Source organism: Pseudosporangium ferrugineum (assembly GCF_003002065.1).
Lineage (GTDB): Bacteria > Actinomycetota > Actinomycetes > Mycobacteriales > Micromonosporaceae > Actinoplanes > Actinoplanes ferrugineus_A.
This window is the reverse complement of record NZ_PVZG01000009.1, coordinates 217,141-237,856: the sequence shown is the minus strand read 5'-3', so window position 1 is coordinate 237,856 and position 20,716 is coordinate 217,141. Positions and strand designations below refer to the sequence as shown.

Annotated in this window: 20 protein-coding genes and 1 tRNA gene; 14 read left to right on the top strand and 7 right to left on the bottom strand. The window is 72.3% G+C overall.

Annotated features, from left to right (window positions below; translation table 11 throughout):
• Window positions 1-118 precede the first annotated feature (118 nt).
• Window positions 119-200, top strand: a tRNA-Leu gene (locus CLV70_RS20575).
• Between the two features lie 207 nt (window positions 201-407).
• Here CLV70_RS20575 and CLV70_RS20570 read toward each other — a convergent pair.
• The 3 genes from CLV70_RS20570 to CLV70_RS20560 form a co-directional block, all read right to left on the bottom strand.
• Window positions 408-734: an MmpS family transport accessory protein gene (locus tag CLV70_RS20570; RefSeq protein ID WP_106128151.1), complete on the bottom strand. Its 327-nt coding sequence runs from the start codon at window positions 732-734 to the stop codon at window positions 408-410.
• A 378-nt stretch (window positions 735-1,112) separates the two neighbouring features.
• Window positions 1,113-1,679, bottom strand: coding sequence for a hypothetical protein (locus CLV70_RS20565; RefSeq protein ID WP_106128150.1), 567 nt, complete (start codon window positions 1,677-1,679; stop codon window positions 1,113-1,115).
• Between the two features lie 131 nt (window positions 1,680-1,810).
• Window positions 1,811-2,290, bottom strand: a complete 480-nt coding sequence (locus CLV70_RS20560) for a MarR family winged helix-turn-helix transcriptional regulator (protein ID WP_106128149.1) — start codon at window positions 2,288-2,290, stop codon at window positions 1,811-1,813.
• A 97-nt stretch (window positions 2,291-2,387) separates the two neighbouring features.
• Between CLV70_RS20560 and CLV70_RS20555 the strand changes: the two genes are divergently transcribed.
• The 8 genes from CLV70_RS20555 to CLV70_RS39745 all read left to right on the top strand — a co-directional run bounded on the left by CLV70_RS20555 (window position 2,388) and on the right by CLV70_RS39745 (window position 10,940).
• Window positions 2,388-3,392, top strand: a complete 1,005-nt coding sequence (locus CLV70_RS20555; protein ID WP_106128148.1) for a quinone oxidoreductase family protein — start codon at window positions 2,388-2,390, stop codon at window positions 3,390-3,392.
• A 158-nt stretch (window positions 3,393-3,550) separates the two neighbouring features.
• On the top strand, window positions 3,551-4,369 hold the full coding sequence (locus CLV70_RS20550; RefSeq protein ID WP_106128147.1) for a hypothetical protein: 819 nt from the start codon (window positions 3,551-3,553) through the stop codon (window positions 4,367-4,369).
• Between the two features lie 94 nt (window positions 4,370-4,463).
• Window positions 4,464-5,609: a PucR family transcriptional regulator gene (locus CLV70_RS20545; RefSeq protein WP_106128146.1), complete on the top strand. Its 1,146-nt coding sequence runs from the start codon at window positions 4,464-4,466 to the stop codon at window positions 5,607-5,609.
• Between the two features lie 70 nt (window positions 5,610-5,679).
• Window positions 5,680-6,450: a hypothetical protein gene (locus CLV70_RS20540; RefSeq protein WP_146164110.1), complete on the top strand. Its 771-nt coding sequence runs from the start codon at window positions 5,680-5,682 to the stop codon at window positions 6,448-6,450.
• Window positions 6,451-6,511: 61 nt separating this feature from the next.
• Window positions 6,512-8,779, top strand: coding sequence for a sensor histidine kinase (locus CLV70_RS20535; RefSeq protein ID WP_146164109.1), 2,268 nt, complete (start codon window positions 6,512-6,514; stop codon window positions 8,777-8,779).
• A complete protein-coding gene (locus tag CLV70_RS20530) occupies window positions 8,776-9,417 on the top strand; it encodes a DNA-binding response regulator (RefSeq protein ID WP_211303823.1) in 642 nt (213 codons plus the stop codon). The genes CLV70_RS20535 and CLV70_RS20530 overlap by 4 nt, the downstream gene beginning before the upstream one ends.
• Before the next feature lie 77 nt (window positions 9,418-9,494).
• Window positions 9,495-10,328, top strand: a complete 834-nt coding sequence (locus CLV70_RS20525; RefSeq protein ID WP_158277790.1) for a S1C family serine protease — start codon at window positions 9,495-9,497, stop codon at window positions 10,326-10,328.
• Window positions 10,329-10,337: 9 nt separating this feature from the next.
• Complete coding sequence (locus CLV70_RS39745; protein ID WP_158277789.1) at window positions 10,338-10,940, top strand: hypothetical protein; 603 nt, start codon at window positions 10,338-10,340, stop codon at window positions 10,938-10,940.
• An 808-nt stretch (window positions 10,941-11,748) separates the two neighbouring features.
• On the opposite strand, the gene CLV70_RS20515 is transcribed toward CLV70_RS39745, so the two are convergent.
• A complete protein-coding gene (locus tag CLV70_RS20515) occupies window positions 11,749-12,384 on the bottom strand; it encodes a TetR/AcrR family transcriptional regulator (RefSeq protein WP_106128142.1) in 636 nt (211 codons plus the stop codon).
• A gap of 55 nt (window positions 12,385-12,439) precedes the next feature.
• On the opposite strand from CLV70_RS20515, the gene CLV70_RS20510 reads away from it, so the two are divergent.
• The 3 genes from CLV70_RS20510 to CLV70_RS20500 all read left to right on the top strand — a co-directional run bounded on the left by CLV70_RS20510 (window position 12,440) and on the right by CLV70_RS20500 (window position 14,942).
• The gene (locus CLV70_RS20510) at window positions 12,440-13,399 is read left to right on the top strand and encodes an NADP-dependent oxidoreductase (protein ID WP_106128141.1); all 960 of its coding nucleotides are present in this window, start codon (window positions 12,440-12,442) and stop codon (window positions 13,397-13,399) included.
• A gap of 136 nt (window positions 13,400-13,535) precedes the next feature.
• Entirely contained in the window at window positions 13,536-14,360 is an 825-nt protein-coding gene (locus CLV70_RS20505; RefSeq protein WP_106128140.1) for a Bax inhibitor-1/YccA family protein, read from the top strand.
• Between the two features lie 264 nt (window positions 14,361-14,624).
• Window positions 14,625-14,942 carry a hypothetical protein gene (locus tag CLV70_RS20500; RefSeq protein ID WP_106128139.1) on the top strand — a complete coding sequence of 106 codons (318 nt, stop codon included), beginning with the start codon at window positions 14,625-14,627 and terminating at the stop codon, window positions 14,940-14,942.
• Window positions 14,943-15,411: 469 nt separating this feature from the next.
• Here CLV70_RS20500 and CLV70_RS20495 read toward each other — a convergent pair whose 3' ends face one another.
• From CLV70_RS20495 to CLV70_RS20485, 3 genes are all read right to left on the bottom strand, one after another.
• Window positions 15,412-16,656, bottom strand: a complete 1,245-nt coding sequence (locus tag CLV70_RS20495) for an acetyl-CoA C-acetyltransferase (RefSeq protein WP_106128138.1) — start codon at window positions 16,654-16,656, stop codon at window positions 15,412-15,414.
• 69 nt (window positions 16,657-16,725) lie between these two features.
• Window positions 16,726-17,532 (bottom strand): SGNH/GDSL hydrolase family protein, encoded by an 807-nt coding sequence (locus tag CLV70_RS20490; protein ID WP_106128137.1) that lies wholly within the window; start codon window positions 17,530-17,532, stop codon window positions 16,726-16,728.
• Window positions 17,533-17,568: 36 nt separating this feature from the next.
• On the bottom strand, window positions 17,569-18,714 hold the full coding sequence (locus tag CLV70_RS20485; RefSeq protein ID WP_425440190.1) for an SGNH/GDSL hydrolase family protein: 1,146 nt from the start codon (window positions 18,712-18,714) through the stop codon (window positions 17,569-17,571).
• A gap of 186 nt (window positions 18,715-18,900) precedes the next feature.
• On the opposite strand from CLV70_RS20485, the gene CLV70_RS20480 reads away from it, so the two are divergent.
• Together CLV70_RS20480 and CLV70_RS20475 are read left to right on the top strand one after the other, a co-directional pair.
• Window positions 18,901-19,257 (top strand): YkvA family protein, encoded by a 357-nt coding sequence (locus CLV70_RS20480; RefSeq protein WP_106128135.1) that lies wholly within the window; start codon window positions 18,901-18,903, stop codon window positions 19,255-19,257.
• 53 nt (window positions 19,258-19,310) lie between these two features.
• On the top strand, window positions 19,311-20,669 hold the full coding sequence (locus CLV70_RS20475) for a cystathionine beta-synthase (RefSeq protein ID WP_106128134.1): 1,359 nt from the start codon (window positions 19,311-19,313) through the stop codon (window positions 20,667-20,669).
• Window positions 20,670-20,716 lie beyond the last annotated feature (47 nt).

Genomic DNA, 20,716 nt, shown 5'->3' with positions numbered 1-20,716 from the left:
CCAGCCCGCTTTGTCCCACCCCGTCCCGCCCGGCCTTCTTCGGCGCGCTGACCGCAACGAGACCATCCGCCATCGTGCCGAGTGGGCCCGACCCGATACGGTGGGCACCAGCGCCCCGGCCCGGGTGGTGGAACGGCAGACACGGCCGCCTTAAAAGCGGCTGCCCAAAAGGCGTGCGGGTTCGAGACCCGCCCCGGGCACCCTGAGCCTCCGCACGGAGGCCATCGGCCGTCGGTGGGGTCCGTTGCGTGCCCCACTGGAGGGACGCAACGAATCCGCAACGCCCTCCGAAGCGAGGATCTCGCGCACGGTGGCGCCGAGCATGGTCGCCGACGCGGAGGAGCCGCGATCTCCTTGGCGAGCGCCGCCGCACGTTCCTCGACGTCGTGGCGGAATCCGGGCCCGCTCTAGTGCTGCTCGGCCTTGGCCTTCAGCGCACGCTGCACGGTGGTCCAGCAACGCGGGCCGGTGGAACTCGGCCCGTCCTGCTCGACGACGAGCCCGTCGACCGTAATGCGGCAGCTCAAACTTCCATGGGGGTCGGAAACACCCGCCGCATATGCCGGAGCATTCACGTAGAGCACCCCCTCAACCGCACTGATCTCCACCGTCTTGGACCAGGGCAGCGTTCCCGACGACACAGGGTCGGTCGTGTCACCGTCAGGGGTTCGCCAGAGTATGGACCGAAGCGTGGTAGACGAACCGATCACCTCGAAGGTGACCGTCGTCGTCACGGGACCGCCCCTGAACCTCCGGCTTCATCGGTCCGGCCGGCCGGCACAACCGGAATCCGGTCGGCAAGATCCGCCGGCGTCGGAACGAGACCCTTTGGGGCGTGGCCCACGTCGAACTCGAATCACCACACCGCCGGTCCCGGTCAATGAGGCCGTCCAGCAGGACGCCGTCGTCGCCGAGCCTGATCGTCAGCAGCGCCACCCAGGGGTGCGACTCCGTGCCAGTTCAGCGACATTGATCAATGCGCAATCAAGGGTATGGCGGTGGCAATCCGGGAGCGGGTGCCCTGAGTGGACAGCCGAAGCGGGGCCGACACGACACCAGGTCCTTGCGCAGTGGATAGGCGTAGCTGCAATTGTAGGACTGCGCCGGCGTGCTCAATCCGAGACGGTGCCGCGGTTGAACTGCCGTTGAATGGCCGGGAAGTCTTTGCGGCGGTCCTTCAGACCCCAGAGGGAGACTCGTCCGACGCTTCCCGGCTCCGCCCAGTAGCAGTCGGTGCGGATCAGCGGACGCTCCTCACGATTCACGCTGCAGGTGCCGACGCCACCCTCGATCTCTGCGTCCTGCCATTCACCGGTCAGGTTGCCGGTGATAAGGCGAAGCTGGCTCGCCGGGTCGGCCACCTCACCAGCGACGGCGCTCAGCTCGACACCCTCGGCAGGGTCGCTGGTGTCGACGTACACCGCGGTCAGGGTGTCGAGCGGGCGCAAGATGTTTCGTTTGAGGGAGCGGGTGGCGCTCTGCGCGACCTTGGTCCACTTCGCGGTCGTGGTCTGCGGAAGCCCGTCAATCTCGGCGGGGACGGTAAACCTGAACGCCGGCGACGAGGCGGACGGCGCAGCGGGCGGTTCGGCCTGCGGCTCCGGCGAGGCGGAGCACCCGGCCAGGAGCAGGGCGCCACCGGCGAGCACGACGGAGCGGCGCAGGATTTCGGTGCGCATACGTTCCTTTCAATCTGAAGGGAGCGCATAAGGTACCCGACTTCGGAACGGTTCGCGGACACGATGCCCGTCGCTGCGTGCAGCCGGTGAATGAGGAGCGTCGACGCCCTCTTGGCTGCGCTTGTGTGGTGTCAGCTCTTGCGGCGCGCCGCGGTCAGTGAGCGTTCCAGGCTTTCCAGCGCCGGGACAAGGCTGTCCTGCCCGCTGTGGCCGAGTGCCGAGACCGTCAGCTCCTCGAGCTGTTCCCAGATCTGGGCGAGGCGGGGTTGGAGGGCCCGGCCGGCCGGGGTGAGGGAGACGATCATCGCGCGCCTGTCGCGGTCGTCCGGGCGGCGGGTCACCAGACCCGCGTCCTGCATGCGGCGGATGCTGCGGGACAGGGTGGAGTGGTCCAGCCCGATCGACTGCTGCAGCGTCGTCTGGATCTGGTCGTCGCGGTCGTAGAGGCGCATCAGGATCAGCTCCTGCCCGGGGTAGAGGCCGAGCGTCAGGAGTTGCTCGGCGACCAGCCCGTGCAGCGTCCGGGACAGGGCGAGCAGGCTCAAGGTCAGCGGTGCCTGGTGCAGCAGGCTGGGCTTGTTCGTCAGCAGCCTCGCCAAATCCTCGGACACGGGCCCTCCTCGATCTCGTGTGACCACCAACACCTTGAGTTATGTGGCTAGCCAACAAATACTGTGTCCAGCCACATAACTCTGAGAAAGGTACCTCATGAAGGCGATCCAGATGAGCGCGACCGGCGGCCCCGACGTCCTGGAGCAGGTCGATCTGCCGACTCCGCGGCCCGGCGAAGGCGCGGTGCTGATCCGCGTGGAAGCCGCCGGGGTCAACTTCATGGACCTCATGCGACGCAAGGGAATGCCGTTCGACATCCCCACGCCGCTGCCGTTCGTCCCGGGTGCCGAGGTCGCCGGGACCGTCATCGAGCTGGGTGACGGCGTGGAGAACGTCGCGGTGGGTGACCGGGTCTTCGGGGTGTCCGGAGACCTGGCCAACGGCGGCTGGGCCGAGCTGACGACGGCCGGCGCCGCCGGGCTGTTCCCGATCCCGCCGGGTCTGAGCGCGCAGCGCGCGGCCGGGCTGACCGTGGTCGGCGTGGCCGCCGCCGTCATGCTGATCGAGGCGGCCAAGGTCACCGAGGGGGAGACGGTGTTCGTGCCGGCTGCCGCGGGTGGGCTCGGTGGCTTCGCGGTGCAGATCGCCAAGGCGCTCGGTGCCACCGTCATCGCCGGAGCGGGCACCGAGGAGAAGCGCCGGATCGCCCTCGAGCTGGGTGCCGACCACGCGGTGGACTACCACGGGGACGGCTGGCCGCTGGCGGTCAAGGAGCTCACCGGCGGCACGGGGGTCGACGTGGCGCTGGAGGCCGTCGGGCCGCGGCACCTGGGGGAGACGATCTCGATCCTGGCCCCGTTCGGCCGGCTGATCTCGTACGGCAGCCTCGCCGGCTACGACGACACCGTCGACCCGGCGGCCCTGGCGAGCGTGCTCTACAACCCCGCCCCGGCGCAGACCCTGACCGGGTTCAACGTCACGTACTGGCTCACCCACCGCCCCCAGGCGGCGTACGCCGCGGCCGGGCGGCTGCTGACCTGGCTCGCCGACGGCACGGTGACCGGGCCCCGCATCACCAGCCTGCCGCTCGCCGAGGCGGCCGAGGCCCTGTCCCTGCTGGAGAACGGCAAGAACATCGGCAAGGTCGTGCTGGTCCCCTGAACGGCGGCGAGGAGGCCGGCCTGTCAGATGTGACAACCCGGCCGGGGTGACGGGCGCCCGCCTTGTCATCGGCGACGAAGACACCGATGTCGATGCCCTGCCAGCCTGTGCTCGGCGGGCGACGGCCGTCCGCCGAGCATCGGAGAGGAGGTGTCGCCATGCGTACGAAACTGCTCCGGGGGATCGCCGCGGGCGCCCTGGCGGTCACCCTCGGCCTCGTCGGAACCGCCCAACCGGCGGCCGCCGAGCCCCCGCAGGCGGCCCGCGGCGCCGTCAGTGCCCTGGCTTTCGACTGGGTCAGCGCGATCGTGGCGGTGGCCGGTGCGGCGCTCAACAGCGGCGGCTCGTCGTCCAGTCTGGACGCCGCGGTCCGGCAGATCATCGCCGCGGTCGAGGCGTCCGAGCAGAACATCCTGAACCAGATCGACCAGCTCGCCAGCGCCGAGGTCAAGGCCTGCGCCCGTACCCACACGATCGAGTTCAGCGACATCGAGAGCATGAGCCGGACGGTGCTGCAGCTCTGGGCGCAGAGCGCCACGAGCTGCGCGGCGATGGCCAACGAGTACGTCGGCGCCGTGCAGACCAAGGCGCACGTCGACGCGATCGGCTTCGCCATCACCCAGATCTCGGCGATCGCCATCGCCGCCCGCGCCAAGGCCGGCCTGATCAACGGCATCGACCTGCTCGTACGCGACCAGATCCGCAGCTACGAGACGCTGGTGACGAAGCTTCAGCCGTCCTGCGACGAGCGGCGGTGGACCGAGTACGACGACCGCGGCCGCCCGGTGGTCACCGAGATCCACTACACCTGTACGGCCTACAACGGCGACGTCGCGACCGACTACGAGCAGTACTATCTCCTCACGATGGTCCACGGCCCGCTCAACCGCGCCGCGGTGGACGCCGACGCGACGCGCAACACCAGCCGCCGGGTCGCGATGGACGCGCTGCCGCAACTGCGCACCCTGCCGGTCTAGTCACCGGGAAGCAACAGCCCCGAAATCCGCCGGGTCGCGGCCATCCGGCACCGTCATCGCTCCGAAGTGGACGTGACGGGGAGGGGTCGCATCAATGGATGTGTTGTTCAACGCGCTGCGCGAGCGGGTCGAGGCCAACGCGCGGCACGCGGTCGAGACGTTCACCCACGAGGTCACCGAGTACCAGACGATGCCGACCGGCGCCGGAAGCCCGCTGGACATGTACGACTTCGCGGTCTCCATCCGGCGCCGGTCGCTCGATCTCGCCGCGGCCGAGCGGCCGCTCACCGAGAAGGATCTGGCCGGCATCGCCGCGGTCGGCCGGCAGCGCGCCGAGGCGGGGTTGTCGGTGTCCTCGCAGCAGCACGTGCTCGGCCTGCACACCGCGATGATGGTGCGCGAGGTGCAGGATCTGGCCCGCCCGGCCGACGTCAACAGCCTGCTGCGGATCGTCGGCTGGCTGGGCACCCAGGGCCTGCGCGCCCGCACCGCCTACCTGCACGGCTACACCCACGGCGGCGGTGCCGCGCGGGTGCTGCCGACCCGGCTGGAACTCCTGGCCCGGGCCCTGCTCGCGGACGAGCCGGTGGAGCCGTTCGTGGCCGACCTGCACCGGTGCGGGCGGTATCACGTCACCGTGCTGCGTACGGGCCGTCCGGTGTCGCCGGAGATCCGGGGCGAGGTCGTCGCGGTCCTGGCCGCCGACCGGGTCCCGGTGACCTGGCTCGCCGGCGACGAGCTCGCCGTCCTGTCGCCGGCCACCGACCAGCCGGCGGCCGTCATGGACCGGGCCCGCCGGGCCGCGGCGCTGATCGGTCAGCCCTGCGGCCTGGGCGCCGCCGAAGGGCCGGCGGGCGGGCTGGCCGAGGCCTTCGCCCGGGCCCGGGGCGTGAGCCGGGTCGCGCCGCCGCAGGATCGCCCGGACCGGCTGCCCGGCATCGCCGACCTCTTCGTCGAGATGGCTCTCACGCACACGCCGGCGATCGACGGATGGCTGCGCACGTACGCGAGGGCTCTCGCCTCCGGCCCGGACCTGGTGATGACCCTGCACGCGTACTACACGAACGACATGAACCGCGTCACGACCGCCGCCGCGCTGCACATCCACCCGCGCACGCTGGACTACCGGCTGCGCCGCGTGCGCGACGTCACGGGCGTCGACCCGGGCTCCACCGCCGGCGTCCGCCTGCTGAGCGCGGCGGTGGCACGGACACTCGCCGAGGAGCACTACGCCGATTGACAAACCTCGCTGCCCGATTGCGTTCCGCTCACGAAGACGCGCCCCAGGCGGCACCGCGAGACTCCGGACCATGCGAAGACTACGACAGGGCGTCGCGGCCGTGATCCTGGCGGCCACGATGCTCCTCACCGGCACCGCACAACCCGCCCGGGCCGCCGACGGAGCCGCCGACAAGGTCGTCGACCTGGCGCTGCTCGCCTGGAACGTCTACAAGGCCGGGGCGATCACCCCCGAACAGGCCGTGCAGTTCGTACGCCTGCTGACCGGCGCGATCTCCGAGACCGAGAACGCCGTGATCTCTCACATCGACAGCATCGAGGCCCGCGAGGTAATGGGCCACCTGCGCTCCATCTCGTACGGCATGGCCGACTACGAGGCCATCCGCGAGAACGAGGTCTGGCTGGCGGAGTACGTACGCCAGACGCTCTCCGGCTATGCGGGCAACGCCTTCGAGAAGTACCGCGGGGTGAGCAGCGTCAAGGCCAAGGACCAGATCGCCCTGGCCGCGCAGAGCATCTACCCGACCCTGCTGACGGTGGCGACCGATGCCGGCATGCCCGCGGCGCTGGCCCGGGCCGAGGCCGACTATCGCGAGCTCATGGGCGACATCGTGAAGGACCTGGAGCCCAGATGCACGTACGTCCAGGTGCACGGCTCGAACCCGCCGCATTATCTGCACGAGTGCACGGCGGTCAACGGGGAGAAGAGTTCCAAGGTCTTCGACACCACCCAACCGAGCGCCGCCGACCTGTACGACCTCAAGGCCAAGGCCGCCAAGGACTCGGCCTGGCTGGCGGCCCGGCGCACCCTCGACGGGGTGGGACCGGGCAATGGTCCGTAATCCGTCTGAACCCGCGTCGTCGCGCCGCTCCACGGGCGTCCCGACACGGTTAATCTGAGGCGTGCACGGTGCCGGACAGGTCAATGTGGACGATCGCCGGCCGCCGATGGGCGCGGTCGAGGAAAGCCTGCTGCGCCAGGGCCTGCGCTACGCCCTCGGTCTGCGCCTGATCGTCGTGGCGCTGTCCAGCACCGCCTCGCTCCTGCTGACCGAGGCGCCGCGGCAGGGCGTGACCGTGGCCGTCGTGGCCGGGCTCAACGGCTGGAACCTCTGGTACGCCCGCGAGCTGCTCCGCGGCACCCGTACGGCCGGGTGGATCGTGGCCGACATCGCCGTCATGTGCGCGGTGTGCCTGACCCAGCTCTGGACGGTGCGCTCCGATCCCCGTGGCGGCGGGACCTGGGTGCTCATCGCCATGGTGATCACCGTCGTCACGTACGCCTGGCAGATGCCCTGGCCGGCTCTCGCCGCCGGCACGTCCGCGATCATCGCCGCGCACTACGCCGGGGCGATGATCGCGGACCCCGGCGGGTGGCTGGTCAGCGAGGCAGTGGTGGCGTGGACCGCGGCGGAGGTCGCGCTCTCCTGGGCGCTGTACAGGTTCGTGCGGCGCAGTGCGCGTACGGCGGACCGCACGATCGAGAGGGGGCAGGAGATGCGCCGCACCGCGGCCGTCGCGACCGCGCGTCGCGCCGACGAGCGGGAGTATCTCGCCGCCCTGCACGACACCGCCTCGGTCACCCTGCTGATGATCGGCAACGGCGTCCTGACGGAACGGGAGGCCTGGCTCGCCGAGCAGGCACGGCGGGACCTGCGCGAGATCGGCCGGTCGGACGCCGGGCACCACGGCGAGCTCGACCTGATCGGGCTGCTGCGCGAGGTGGCCGCCCAGACGCCGTTACGGGTCTCATGGCGTACCCCCGAATCCCTTGCCCTGCCGGCGGTCGACGCCGTCTCGCTCAGCCGGGGTGTCCGCGAGGCCCTGACCAACGTGGTCCGGCACGCGGGGGTCGACCATGCCGAGATCTCGGTGCGCCGCGACGCCGCCGGGGTGACGGTCGACATCGCCGACGAGGGCGCCGGATTCGACCCCGGCCTGGTGGCACCGGACCGCCACGGCGTGACCCGGTCGCTGCGGGAACGGATGGCCCGCCGCGGCGGCGAGGCGCGCATCGTCAGCAGCCCCGGCGGCGGCACCACCGTCACGCTCCGGTGCCCGCTGTCCGAGCCGGAGGTCCCCGGCGACGAGGGCCTCATCGCCGCCGGCTTCCAGCGCGGCCTGCGCTGGGCCGTCGTGCTGGTGAGCCTGGCCATCCTGGTCCTGCTCGACCTGCCGCACCTGCTGACCGGGCGGGAGGCGTACACCCAGCTCGGTGCGCAGTTCGCCGCCTGGGCCGGGCTGCTCGGCACGACCCTCGTGGCGGCCGTCGCGACCTGGCGCGACCGGCCGGTCAAGCGGTGGCCGCTGCTCGCCGTGGTGCTGGTCTGCTCGGTCGTCGCCACCGCCACGGTCCGGCCCGAATACCGGCTCGGGCCGGCGCACTGGTCGGAGGGCGACGCCGGCTGGCAGGTGGTGCTGATCCTGCTGGACAGCCGGGTGGCGGTCCTCGCCGCGGTCCTCGGTGCGCAGTATCTCCTCACCTTCGCCCAGGCCGCGGCGGACGGGCAGGCGGCGCTGAGCGTCGCGGGCGTGGTCAACGCGACGTGGCTGGTGCTCGCGTTCCAGCTCGCCGTCGGGATGATCGCCGCGGTGCTGCGCGGGCTGGCCGTCTCCTCCGCCCAGGTCGTGCGCGCCGCCGAACAACTGCGGACCTCCGAGGAGGTCGCCCGCCAGCTGCACCGCGACCGGGAACGCCGGTACGCCGACCTCGCCACGACGGCCGTCCCGTTGCTGGAGGGCCTGGCCGACGGGAAGCTCGACCCGGCGGAGCAGGCGGTACGCGAGGAGTGCGCGGCGGAGGCGGCCCGGATGCGGCGGCTCCTCACCGAATACTCGACGGTCCCCGACCCGCTGGTGAGCGAGCTGCGGGCCTGCATCGAGCGGGCCGAGCGGCGGGGGACCCCGGTCTCCTTCGCCGAGTACGGCACCCGCCCGGAACTGCCTCCCCGGGCCCTGCGGCGGCTGACCGAACCGGCCGTCGAGGCGCTCGCCACGGCCCGCGGCAAGGTGCGGCTGACCATCGCGGGCACCGGGGACGCGGTGACCGTCAGCGTCATCGCGAGGTGCGCGCCGCCGCCCGAGGTCCCCGACGGGGACGGGGTACGCCGCTCCACCGTGCTCGACGGCGACCGTTGGTGGATCCAGTCGGTCTGGCGGGAGGCGCCGTGATCAGCGTTGTCGTGGTGGACGACCACCCGGTGGTGCACGCGGGCGTACGGGCCTGGTGCGCGCTCGCCGACCCGCCGATCGAGGTGGTCGCCTGGGGAACCGATGTGTCGGTCGCGTGGCTACCGCCGGGCGCCGGTGCCGACGTGGTGGTGCTCGATCTGCAGCTCGACGTCACCGGCCCGGCGTACGGGAACCTCAAACGCCTGGTCGACGCGGGCCGCCAGGTCATCGTCTACAGCATGCGCGCCGACCGGGAGACCGTGCTGACGTGCCTGGACATCGGCGCGTTCACGTACCTCACGAAGGTCGAGGGCGAGGAGCATCTGGTCGGGGCGATCACGGCGGCGGTGGCGGCTGCTCCGTACACGCCGCCGGCGCTCTCCGGCGCTTTCGGCACCGACGACCGGCCCCACCGCCCGCGGTTGTCGCCCCGCGAGACCGAGGTCCTGCTCGAATGGTTCCACTGTGAATCGAAGGAGATGGTCGCGCGCCGCCTGCACCTCACGGTGCATCGGGTCAACTCCTGCCTCGAACGGGTACGCGTGAAGTACGCCAACGTCGGCCGTGAGGCCCCCACCAAGGCGGCCCTCGTCGCCCGGGCCCTCCAGGATGGACTGATCACGACCGACGAGCTCTGACATGGGGGTCGAACGACCACCACCACGCATCATCGCCGCTCGATATTTTCCTTGAAGGGGAAAGAATCGGGGGCAAGGTGCGGTACCTGTCGACGCAAGGTTCGTGGCGCACCGCGTTGCGCTGGGCCGCCGCCGGTACGGTGGCAGCGCTCCTCGCCGTGCTCGCCGTGGTCGCGGCCGGCCAGCACCGGCGGATCGACCGGCTCGAGCGGGAGGCGGCCGAGTCCCGCCGCGCCGCTGCCGCCGGCGCCGCCGCCGTCGACCAGCGGCTGATCGCGCTCGACCAGCGGGCGAAGACGCTCGACACCCGGCTGGCCGCGCTGGACGAGCACAACCAGCAGGCCTTCGACCCGCGCGCGGTCGCCGCCTCGGCCCTGCCCAGCGTCTTCCAGGTGATCGCCGGCGACTTCTCCGGCAGCGCCTTCGCCGTGGGCCGGCCGCGACCCGGGCGCACCTCGATCCTGACCGCGTACCACGTGATCAAGCCGGTCTGGGCGGGCGGCGGGTCGACCGTACGGCTGGAGCGCGACGGCAAGAGCTACCGGGCCACCATCGTCGACGTCAGCCCGACCCACGACCTCGCCCTGCTCACCGTCACCGCCAAGATCAACGGTTTGACGCCGGCCCGCGCGAAGCCGACCCCCGGCGAGCAGATCCTGGTGGTCGGCGCCCCGCTCGGGCTCACCGACACCATCACCACCGGGGTGGTCAGCGCGGTCCGGGCGCGGGTCGGCGGCCCCGGAACGATGGTCCAGATCGACGCGCCGGTGAACCCCGGGAACTCCGGCGGGCCGGTCATCAACACCCGCAAGGAGGTCGTCGGCATCGCCGACGCCAAAGCCCAGGACGCGGAAGGCATCGGCCTCGCCGTCCCGATCCAGACCGCGTGCAAAGTCTTCGACGTCTGCTGAGGAGGAGCAATGTCCTACCCGCCCCCGGAGGGTTTCCCGTCCCCGGCCAACCCGCCCACCGTGCCCCAGCCCACGGTTCCGCAATCCACGGTTCCGCAGCCCACGGTGCAGTATCCGCCTCAGCCGCCGGCGCCCGCGGCACCGGCGTACGCGCCGCAGATCTCGGGCACCCCGTACGGTGCCGCCGAGGCCCGCCGGCCGCCCACCGTGCTGGTCCTGGCGATCGCCGCCGCGGTGCTGCTGGTCTTCAGCGGCCTGATGCTCGGGCTCTACGTCAACGAACGCGGCACCGTCGGCGACACGAAGGCCAGCCTGCAGTCCACCCGGGCCGACCTCACCGCGCAGCTGAACGAGCAGAAGACCATCGTCACCCAGCAGCAGGAGAAGCTGGCCCAGGCGGAGAAGCGCGCCAACGACCTCAACACTCAGCTCGGCACGTCCAAGACCAAGCTCACCGACGTGACGTCCCAGCGCGATGTCCTGGTGCCCTGCATGCGGCGCATCCAGGACGTCTTCGACTCGGCCGCCAACGGCGACTCGCCGGGCATCAGCCGCGCGCTGCGCCAGGCCCGCACGGCGTGCGACAAGGCCGAGATCAAGGTCGACTCCTGACCGTACGCCGGACCGCCGCGCCGGAGCAGCACCCGATCCGGCGCCGGCGGCCCTCGGCGCCGCCCGCGTCGCGAAGGGACGTGCTGTGCAGCGGCTGGTGATCACGGCGATGCTCCTTGCGGGCGTCACCGCCTGCTCCTCGCCCTCCCCGGAGGAACCCGAACCGACGCCCTCCGTATCCGTGTCCACCGTGCCGCTGAAGTCGCAGGCCGGCTGGTGCTACGCGCGCAACCGCAAGCCCGCCGGCACGTACCGGAAGATCGAGTGCACCGACCCGGACGCCGTGGCGAAGGTCGTCCAGATCAACATCGCCGAACCCACGACGCCGGGCCGCGAATACCAGTACGACTGCACCGTCGACGGGATCGACTTCTACCTCGACCTGGACGCCAAGCCGCCGATCGAGGAGGCGTACTCCGGCAAGGGCCGGCAGTACGCCTGCATGGAGGCCACGAAGGGCCCGCACGCGGACGAGCCGGGCGGCGGCAAACCCCCGACCGTGGCCGGCGACTGCGTGCACCCGGGCAGCCCGGTCACACAGGGCCCGTTCGAGACGCGGTTCGTCGGCGAGATCCGGTGCGCCCAGGCGGACGTCTTCCCGCCGGCCTACAAGGTCACCTCGATCGGCGCGAGCGTGGGCTGTCCGTCCGGCACCGACCTGACGTTCGTCATCAGGCCGCTGGGGCTCCACGAGCGGCGAGAAGGCCTGCGCCTACAAGCTCTGACCGGCCTCAGCCCCGCTCCTCGGCCTTGCCCTGCTCTCGGCCTTGCCCTGCTCCGGGCCTCAGCCCCGGTCCCGGCCGCGGCCTCAGCCTCGGCCTTGACCCGCGCGTTGACCAGGGCCCCCGGCCTCGACTCCGGCTTTGGCCGCGGCCGGTCGGGCCGTCCAGGCCGCTTCGATCATGTGGAAGATCTCGTCGACCGCGGCCTCGGGGTCGGCCGCCTCGCGGGCCAGGGTGTAGGCGTCGACGACGAACTTCGCGAGCGTCCGGCAGGCCGTGGTGACCCCGGGCAGGCCGAGGTCGTCCGCGATCGCGGCGGCCAGCGTGGTCGCGTGGCGGCGCTTCATCGCCTCCTCGTACCCCCGCAGGGCCGGCGACTCGTCGATCACGCGCCAGGTCTCTGCCGCCTCGTCGACCACGCAGTGACGCACCAGGGCGAGGATCTCGCGGCGCAGGGCGGGGATCAGCGGCTCGTCCGGCGCCCGGCCGGTGGCCGCCCGCAGGAGGCGCTCCTCGAAGTCGTCCTCCCGCTCGAACACCAGCGCCTCCTTCGAGGCGAAGTGCGAGAAGACCGTGGTGACGGCCACGTCGGCGGCGGCCGCGACGTCCCGGATGCCCACCGCCTCGAAGCCGCGCTCGACGAACAGCCGCAGGGCCGTGTCGGCGATCTTCTGGCGGGTCGCGGCCTTCTTGCGCTCGCGGCGCCCGGTCGTCGCGCTCATCACATCACGCTATCAAAGTTCAAAAAGCTAACGTGTTAGTGCTAGGTTCGCCGGCATGAAGAAGGTGACTTTCGCCGAGTTCGGCGGCCCGGACGTGCTGCGTCTCGTCGATGCTGCGGAGCCGCACGCCGGTCCCGGCCAGGTGCGCATCGCCGTACGGGCAGCGGGCGTGAACCCGGCCGACTGGAGAGCCCGCGAGGGCCAGTTCGGCCCGGTGACCTTCCCCGCCGAGGTGGGGCTGGACGCCGCCGGGGTGATCGACGAGGTCGGCGCGGGCGTCGAGGACGTCGAGGCCGGCGACCGGGTGTTCGGCTTCGGCACGGGCACCTACGCCGAGTTCGCCGTGCTGACCGCATGGGCCCGCATGCCCGAGGGACTGACGTTCGGGGAGGCGGCCGGATACCCGTCCGTGGTCGAGACCGCGTTGCGCATCCTCCGGCAGGTCGGCGTACGGTCCGGAGAGACGCTGCTGGTCAGCGGGGCGGCCGGGGGAGTGGGCTCGGCGGTCCTGCAGATCGCCCGCGACCGCGGCATCGCCGTGATCGGCACGGCGAGCGCCGCGAACCAGGACTACCTGCGCAGCCTCGGAGCCGTCCCCACGACGTACGGCGAAGGCTGGGCCGAGCGGGTCCGCCACCTGGCCACCGCCGCCTCCGGTCGCCGCCTCGACGCCGGCTCGGGTCGTGGGTTCGACGCCGCTTCCGGTCGTCGGCCGGTCGCGGTCGACGCCGCCCTCGATCTGGCCGGTGCGGGGGTGCTCCGCGAGCTCGTCGAGCTGACCGGCGACCCGCACAAGGTGATCTCCATCGCAGATATGGGCCCGCCGGAGCTCGGTGTCCGGTTCTCCGGCGAGGCCGAGAACAAGCCGGAGGCCCTCGCCGAGGCGGCCCGCCTCATCGCGCAGGGCAAACTCCGCATCCCGGTCGATAAGTCGTATCCGCTGGCCGACGCCGCGACGGCACAGATCGACAGCCGGGCGGGACACACGCGCGGCCGGCGGGTGCTCCTGGTCTGAACGGGCCCGGATGTCCCGGTCGTGCGGGGTTTTCAGGTCGTTCACAGCTTTGCCAGGCGGCTTTGAGCTGGTGGTGCGCTTACTCTTGAGGGGCACGACCCCTACGTGCCTCGACCTCAAAGGGAGGCTGGACGCAGTGAAGACCTCGAACCCGGTGCTCTCACGGCTCGGCCAGGCGGCCGAACGCGAGCGCACGGCCGGATACGGACCGTACGGACCGCCCGCCGGTCAGCCGGGTTACGGCCAGCCGTACCCGTCGGCCTCGGGCTACCCCGCAGCGCCGCCCGCGGTGCAACCCATGACCATCGACGACGTCGTCGTCAAGACCGTGACCCTGCTGGGCATCACCGGCGTCTCCGCCGTCGCGGCCTGGAACCTCATCCCCGACAGCATGATCCGGCCCGCCTGGATCGGCGCGGCGATCGTCGGCCTGGTGCTCGGCTTCGTCATCTCGTTCAGCCGGATGGCAAACCCGGCCCTGGTCGTCGCGTATGCGGTGATCGAGGGCGCCTTCGTCGGCCTGGTCAGCAAGTTCTTCCAGGTCATCGCCGGCTACCAGGGCGTGGTCCTCCAGGCGGTGGTCGCCACCTTCGGCGTCTTCTTCCTGATGGCCTTCCTCTACAAGGCCCGAGTGATCCGCGCGACCCCGAAGTTCGCCCGCGGCATGATCGCCGTCATGACCGGCCTCTTCGCCGTCATGCTGATCAACTTCGTGTTGTCGCTCTTCGACGTCAACACGGGCCTGCGCGACAACGGCCCCCTCGGCATCATCTTCAGCCTGGTCTGCATCGTGGTCGCGTCCCTGAGCTTCATCCTCAGCTTCAACGAGGTGGAGGAGGGGGTCCGCATGGGCCTCCCGCAGCGCTACTCCTGGACCGCGGCCTTCGGCATCCTGGTCAGCCTGATCTGGCTCTACATCGAAATCCTCCGCCTCCTGAGCTTCCTCCAAGGCGACGACTAACCCGCCGCCCCGCCCAGCACCCAACGCCCGGTCCGCCTCCCGCGGACCGGGCGTTCCCATCCCCGGCCGAGCCCCACTCTCCCGCAGGCCCACCGCGGCCAGCGTCGTTCCGGCCGGCCTAACACAGCCCGCGTCGTTCGGTCGGCTCGGCACGGCCCGCGTCGTTCCGGCCGGCCCGGCACAGCCCCATCGTCCCGTGCGGCCCATGGGCCGGGGAGTCGCCTCGTGAGGGCCGGGCGCTTTCCTCTTGGGTAGGGTCACCGCGTGCCTGCCGAAGATTTCCGCGCCGCGGTCCAGCGCCTGCTCGCCCAGGTCGGGCACTGGGAAACCGGCCGGTGGTCGGCCCTGGCCACGGGCACGCCCGGCACCCGCGGCGACCTCGTCCACGCCCTGGTTCAGCGCCTCGCCGACCTGGCCGCCGACGCGGAGAGCCGCCCTCGCCGCCCGGTACCCCGCGAACCCGACACGACCCTGCCCGACCAGCTACGCGTGATGACCGGCGACCTCCTCGCCGCCGACGCCCCCACCGCCGCCCTGGATCGCGCCACGGCCGACATCCTCGACACCCGCCGCCACCTGTGAGCTGACCCACCCGCCGCCGGGTTGAGCTCCGCCGGGCCCGACGCCCTGAACGGCAGCCGAGCCCGGCGGAAGACCTACGGCGCTGCCCAGTTCACCGGTCCAGCGTCGCCCTGCCCGATTGAGCTCCGCCGGGCCCGGCGCCCTGAACGGCAGCCGGACCCAGCGGAAGACCTACGGCGTGCGACCCCGCCCGGTCACCCGAGCGCCACGCCAACGGGTGCGCCACGAGATCCCGCCGCGCACGCGGTCCGCGCCGCCCAGCGAAAGAAAGCTGGCGCCGAACCGCGCTGGCGCCGAGCCGCGCTGGCGCCGAGCCGCGCTGGCGCCGAGCCGCGCTGGCGCCGAGCCGCGCTGGCGCAGGATCATCGCCGCGACCCGCGACCCGCGACCCGCGACCCGCGACCCGCGACCCGCGACCCGCGACCCGCGACCCGCGACCCGCGACCCGGCCGGGCCGGGCCGGGAGAGGTCAGCTGAGCCGCTCCAGAACCATTGCCATGCCCTGACCGCCGCCCACGCACATCGTCTCGAGGCCGATCGACTTGTCGTGCCACTCCAGGGAGTTCAGCAGCGTGCCGGTGATGCGGGCGCCCGTCATGCCGAAGGGGTGGCCGACCGCGATCGCGCCGCCGTTGACGTTGAGTTTCTCGAGGGGGATGTTCAGTTCGCGGTAGGAGGGGATGACCTGGGCCGCGAAGGCCTCGTTGATCTCGACCAGGTCGATGTCGTCGATGGTCATTCCGGCGCGCTTGAGGGCCTGGCGGGACGCCTCGACCGGGCCGAGGCCCATGATCTCGGGGGAGAGGGCGGTCACGCCGGTCGACACGATGCGGGCGAGCGGGGTGATGCCGAGCTCGCGGGCCTTGGTGTCGCTCATGATGACCACGGCGGCGGCGCCGTCGTTGAGGGGGCAGCAGTTGCCGGCGGTGATGCGGCCGTCGGGGCGGAAGACCGGCTTGAGCCCGGCGACGCCCTCGAGGGTCACGCCCGGGCGGGGGCCGTCGTCGGCGGCGACCACGGTGCCGTCCGGCGTGGTGACCGGGGTGATCTCCCGCTGCCAGAAGCCGTCGGCGATGGCCTTCTCCGCGAGGTTCTGGCTGCGTACGCCGAACTCGTCCATGTCCTGCCGGCTCACGTCGTACGCCTGGGCCAGGTTTTCCGCGGTGTAGCCCATGCCGAGGTAGATGTCGGGGAGCGCGCCGTCCTCACGCGGGTCGTGCCAGACGCCGCCGTTCTTCGCCGCGTCGGTCGTGCGTACGCGGGCCTCGGCGAACTTGGGGTTCTCCCAGCCGCCGCCGACGAGCTCCTGGGCGTCCGGCGGCAGGCCGTCGGAGTTGCCGCGGTGGAAGCGGGAGACGGTCTCCACGCCGGCCGAGACGAAGATGTCGCCCTCGCCGGCCTTGATCGCGTGGAAGGCCATCCGGGTGGTCTGCAGCGAGCTGGAGCAGTAGCGGGTGACGGTCGCGCCCGGCAGCCCGTCGAGGCCGAGCAGGGTGGCGACCACGCGGGCCATGTTGAAGCCCTGCTCGCCGCCGGGGAGTCCGCAGCCGAGGTAGAGGTCCTCGATGAGGGTCCGGTCGAGCTGGGGCACCTTGCTGAGCGCGGCGTCGACGATGGTGGCGGCGAGGTCGTCGGGGCGCAGGTCCTTCAGCGAACCCTTCACGGCGCGGCCGATCGGGGAGCGGGCGGTGGCGACGATGACAGCTTCCGGCATGCAGCCAACGTTAACGCGCCGGTAACTTACGGCGGAAGCACCAGTTCGTCACATCTCCGGGAGCGAGACCTACTCCTGGATCGTGCGCCGCCCGGCCGCCTGCGCCGCGTCCAGCACCGCGGGGTAGAGCGCGTGCGCCCACACCCGGTAACCGTCGGCGGAGGGGTGGAAGCCGTCGTAGCAGAGCGTGCCGGCGTCGGCGCGGAACACCGCGCCGGTCTCGTCGGCCAGGTCGACGACCACGCCGCCGGCCGCGGTGACCGCCGCGGCCTGCGCGCGGGCCACCCGGCGGCCGAGCCAGCCGGTCACCTGCCGCAGCGGCGGGGCGATGGAGCGTACGGCGCCGAGGTCGGGGCAGGTGCCGACGACGACCTGCACGCCCGCGTCGCGGAGCCGGCGCACGGCGGTGCCGAGGTGCTGGGCGGACTCCTCGGGCCCGCGCAGCCCGGTGGCGTCGTGCGAGCCGATCAGCACGACCGCGACGTCGGGGCGGTCGCCGAGCAGGGCGCGGGCCACCTGGGTGGTCAGGTCCGCCGAGCGGGAGCCGGCCACGCCGACGCTGGAGAGCAGCACGTGCCGCCGTCCCGTCTCCGGGGTGCCGTCGGCGAGAAGCCGGGCGAGCTGGCCGCCGACCGTCTCCGACAGCCATTCCACGCCCACGCCGATCGCCGCCGAGTCGCCGAGCAGCACCAGGCGCAGGGCCGGCGCCGCGGACGGGCCCATCGACGTCCGCAGGGCGAGGCCCATGGTCGGCTTGGCGTACCGCCGGGTCTTGGCGGCGATGGCCTCGCCCGCGAGCAGGGCGACGCCGCCCACGGCCGAGGCGAACAGCGTCGTCGCCGCCGCCCTGCCCATCCGTCCCGTCAGGCCCGTCATGTCGCCTCCCTGCCGCGTGGGTGCTTCCGTGCCGCCTCAGTCGACGGTCGCTTGATGATCCTCCGGTGTCCAGCCTACGGCGCCGCCGGCCGAGCGGCTTGATCCACGGCCAACGCGGGCGCCGGCCCGGTGCACCCCGGCGCGGACGGCCCCGGCGACGCTGCCGGAGGTGAAGGCCGGACCGCCCGAGATCGGCGAGAGCGAGGCCCACGCCGTCGCCCGCCGGCCGAACCAGATGCGCGGCTCGCCGAACCACGGGTGCCGGCGCAGCTGCGCCCAGCGGCCCGCCGGCCCGCGCTCGCGCCCGTCGACCCGCGCCGGGCTGACCTCGGTGCCCGCCGCGCGGACGGCCTCGTGCGCGGCCTGCGGGAGGCTGCGCACCCCGTCCGGCCCGGCGGCCGGGGCGCGGTCGTCCTCGCCCAGCATCGCCATCAGCGTCGGCATGATGACCGCGGCGGCGCGGGCGTACCCCTCGACCGACGGGTGGAAGCGGTCGGCGCCGAACATGCGTACCGGATCGGCTTCGAAGGTGGGGCCGAGCAGGTCGCCGAGCGAGACCGTCCGCCCGCCGGCCTCCACCACCGCCACCGTCTGCAGCGCGGCGAGCTGCCGGCTCCAGCGGCGGGCCAGCCAGCGCAGCGGCGGCTTGATCGGCTGGATGGCGCCGATGTCGGGGCACGTGCCGACGACGACCTTGCAGCCCACCGCGCGCAGCCGCCGGACCGCGTCGCCGAGGTGCCGCACGGCCACCGACCGGCCGGACGCGTGGGTCACGTCGTTGCCGCCGATGATGATCACCGCGACCTCGGGCTCGTACTCGAGGGCGGCGTCCACCTGGTACGGAAGCCCGGCCGACGTGGCACCCACCACCGCCACCCGGTGCAGCCGGACCGGGCGCCGCAGCCGGCGCGACACACCCGTGGCCAGCAGCGCGCCCGGCGTCTCCCGGGGCCGGTGCACGCCGTAGCCGGCCGCCGAGGAGTCGCCGAGCACGACCATGTTCAGCGGTTTGCCCGGGAACTTCGGGCCGTACACCCCGTCGCCGCGCGGCGGCGGCGCCTCGGCCATCGGGATGATCCGGCGGGCGTCGGCCGCCTGCCGGAGCAGCACCCCCGCCGAGAGCAGCGTGACTCCCGCCGCGGCGCCCGTGAGGCCCCCCGCGACCTGGCCGGCCAGCTTGATCCGGCGGCGATCCGCGTCTGTCCAGTTGCGCACCTTCTGCACGCTATCCCTCGCTCTCGCTCGTGCTTCCGGCGATGGTGGGGTCTTCGAGGCTAACGCGAGCGTGCGACATAGGCCTGAACTCCGCGCCGAGCGGGCACAACTAGCGGATGGACGTCATGCTGGGACCAGCGAAAGGGGACGACCATGGCTAGAACGTTGCGCCGGACCGCCGCGTTCACCGCGCTCGCGAAGGCTCTGATGAGGGGCAACCGCGGGGGCGCCTCGATCGGCAAGCGGCTGGCCGCGTTGCCCAGGATGATGAGAGCGACCGCGCGCGGCGAGTACGACGGCGGCCTGCGGGTGGCGCTGATGGCCGCCGCGACCGCCTACGTGATCTCCCCGATCGACGTCATCCCCGAGGCCGCCCTGCTGGTCTTCGGGCTGGTCGACGACGCCGCGATGATCGCGTGGCTGGCCGGCACGGTGCTGAGCGAGACCGACCGCTTCCTGGAGTGGGAACGGCAACGTGCCGCCGTCCTGCCCGGTCAGGTCGTGCCCTGAGCCGTAGGCTGGGCTGACAAGTCACTGGTCAGCACCGAGAAGGGCACAAAGACGTGCGGTACTACGACAACGTCGTCGAGATCATCGGGGATACCCCCCTCGTCCGGCTGCGTAGCGTCACCGACGGCATCGCGGCGACCGTCCTCGCCAAGGTGGAGTACTTCAACCCCGGCGGGTCGGTGAAGGACCGGATCGCGGTCCGGATGGTCGACGACGCCGAGAAGGCCGGCCTGCTCAAGGAGGGCGGCACGATCGTCGAGCCGACCAGCGGCAACACGGGCGTGGGGCTGGCCCTCGTCGCCCAGCTGCGCGGCTACCGGTGCGTCTTCGTCTGCCCCGACAAGGTCAGCGAGGACAAGCAGAACGTGCTGCGGGCGTACGGTGCCGAGGTGGTGGTCTGCCCCACCGCCGTCGCCCCCGAGGATCCGCGCTCGTACTACAACGTCTCGGACCGGCTGGCCCGCGAGATCCCGGGCGCGTGGAAGCCCGACCAGTACAGCAACCCGGCGAACCCGCGCTCGCACTACGAGGAGACCGGCCCGGAGATCTGGAAGCAGACCGAGGGCCGGATCACCCACTTCGTCGCCGGCGTCGGCACCGGCGGCACGATCAGCGGCGTCGGGCGCTACCTCAAGGAGCAGGGCGGGGTCCGGATCGTCGGCGCCGACCCGGAGGGCTCGGTCTACTCCGGCGGCACCGGCCGGCCGTACCTGGTGGAGGGCGTCGGCGAGGACTTCTGGCCCGGGACGTACGACCGCGACATCTGCGACGAGGTCATCGAGGTGTCCGACTCGGACTCGTTCGAGATGACCCGCCGGCTCGCCCGCGAGGAGGGCCTGCTGGTCGGCGGCAGCTGCGGCATGGCGGTCGTGGCGGCCCTCGACGCCGCCCGCCGCGCCGGCCCGGACGACGTGATCGTGGTGCTGCTCCCGGACGGCGGCCGCGGCTACCTCTCCAAGATCTTCAACGACACCTGGATGGCCCGGTACGGCTTCCTGGCCACCGGCGACGGCTCCCCGACGGTGGCCACGGCCCTGGCGGCCAAGAGCGGCGCCATGCCCCCGCTGGTGCACGTCCACCCGACCGAGACGGTCCGCGACGCGATCGACTACATGCGCGAGTACGGCGTCAGCCAGCTCCCGGTGCTCAAGGCCGAGCCGCCGGTCGTGACCGGCGAGGTGGCCGGCTCCATCGCCGAGAAGGCGCTGCTGGACGCCCTGTTCACCGGCCAGGCCCACCTGCACGACACCATCGAGCGGCACATGGGGGAGTCGCTCCCGATGATCGGCGGCGGCCAGCCGGTCAGCGAGGCGGTCGCGCTCCTCGAGAAGGCGGACGCCGCGATGGTCCTCATCGACGGCAAGCCCGCCGGCGTCCTCACCCGTCAGGACCTGCTCGCCCACCTCAGCTAAATCAAGATCAAGAGACGGAGGTCGTAGCGGGGTGGTGGGCCCGGACC

Bases quoted from the DNA above. Each gene is read 5' to 3' on its own strand.
- CLV70_RS20565 (WP_106128150.1), bottom strand. From the start codon at position 1,679: ATGCGCACCGAAATCCTGCGCCGCTCCGTCGTGCTCGCCGGTGGCGCC.
- CLV70_RS20555 (WP_106128148.1), top strand. From the start codon at position 2,388: ATGAAGGCGATCCAGATGAGCGCGACCGGCGGCCCCGACGTCCTGGAG.
- CLV70_RS20550 (WP_106128147.1), top strand. From the start codon at position 3,551: ATGCGTACGAAACTGCTCCGGGGGATCGCCGCGGGCGCCCTGGCGGTC.
- CLV70_RS20545 (WP_106128146.1), top strand. From the start codon at position 4,464: ATGGATGTGTTGTTCAACGCGCTGCGCGAGCGGGTCGAGGCCAACGCG.
- CLV70_RS20540 (WP_146164110.1), top strand. From the start codon at position 5,680: ATGCGAAGACTACGACAGGGCGTCGCGGCCGTGATCCTGGCGGCCACG.
- CLV70_RS39745 (WP_158277789.1), top strand. From the start codon at position 10,338: ATGTCCTACCCGCCCCCGGAGGGTTTCCCGTCCCCGGCCAACCCGCCC.
- CLV70_RS20515 (WP_106128142.1), bottom strand. From the start codon at position 12,384: ATGAGCGCGACGACCGGGCGCCGCGAGCGCAAGAAGGCCGCGACCCGC.
- CLV70_RS20510 (WP_106128141.1), top strand. From the start codon at position 12,440: ATGAAGAAGGTGACTTTCGCCGAGTTCGGCGGCCCGGACGTGCTGCGT.
- CLV70_RS20495 (WP_106128138.1), bottom strand. From the start codon at position 16,656: ATGCCGGAAGCTGTCATCGTCGCCACCGCCCGCTCCCCGATCGGCCGC.
- CLV70_RS20490 (WP_106128137.1), bottom strand. From the start codon at position 17,532: ATGACGGGCCTGACGGGACGGATGGGCAGGGCGGCGGCGACGACGCTG.
- CLV70_RS20480 (WP_106128135.1), top strand. From the start codon at position 18,901: ATGGCTAGAACGTTGCGCCGGACCGCCGCGTTCACCGCGCTCGCGAAG.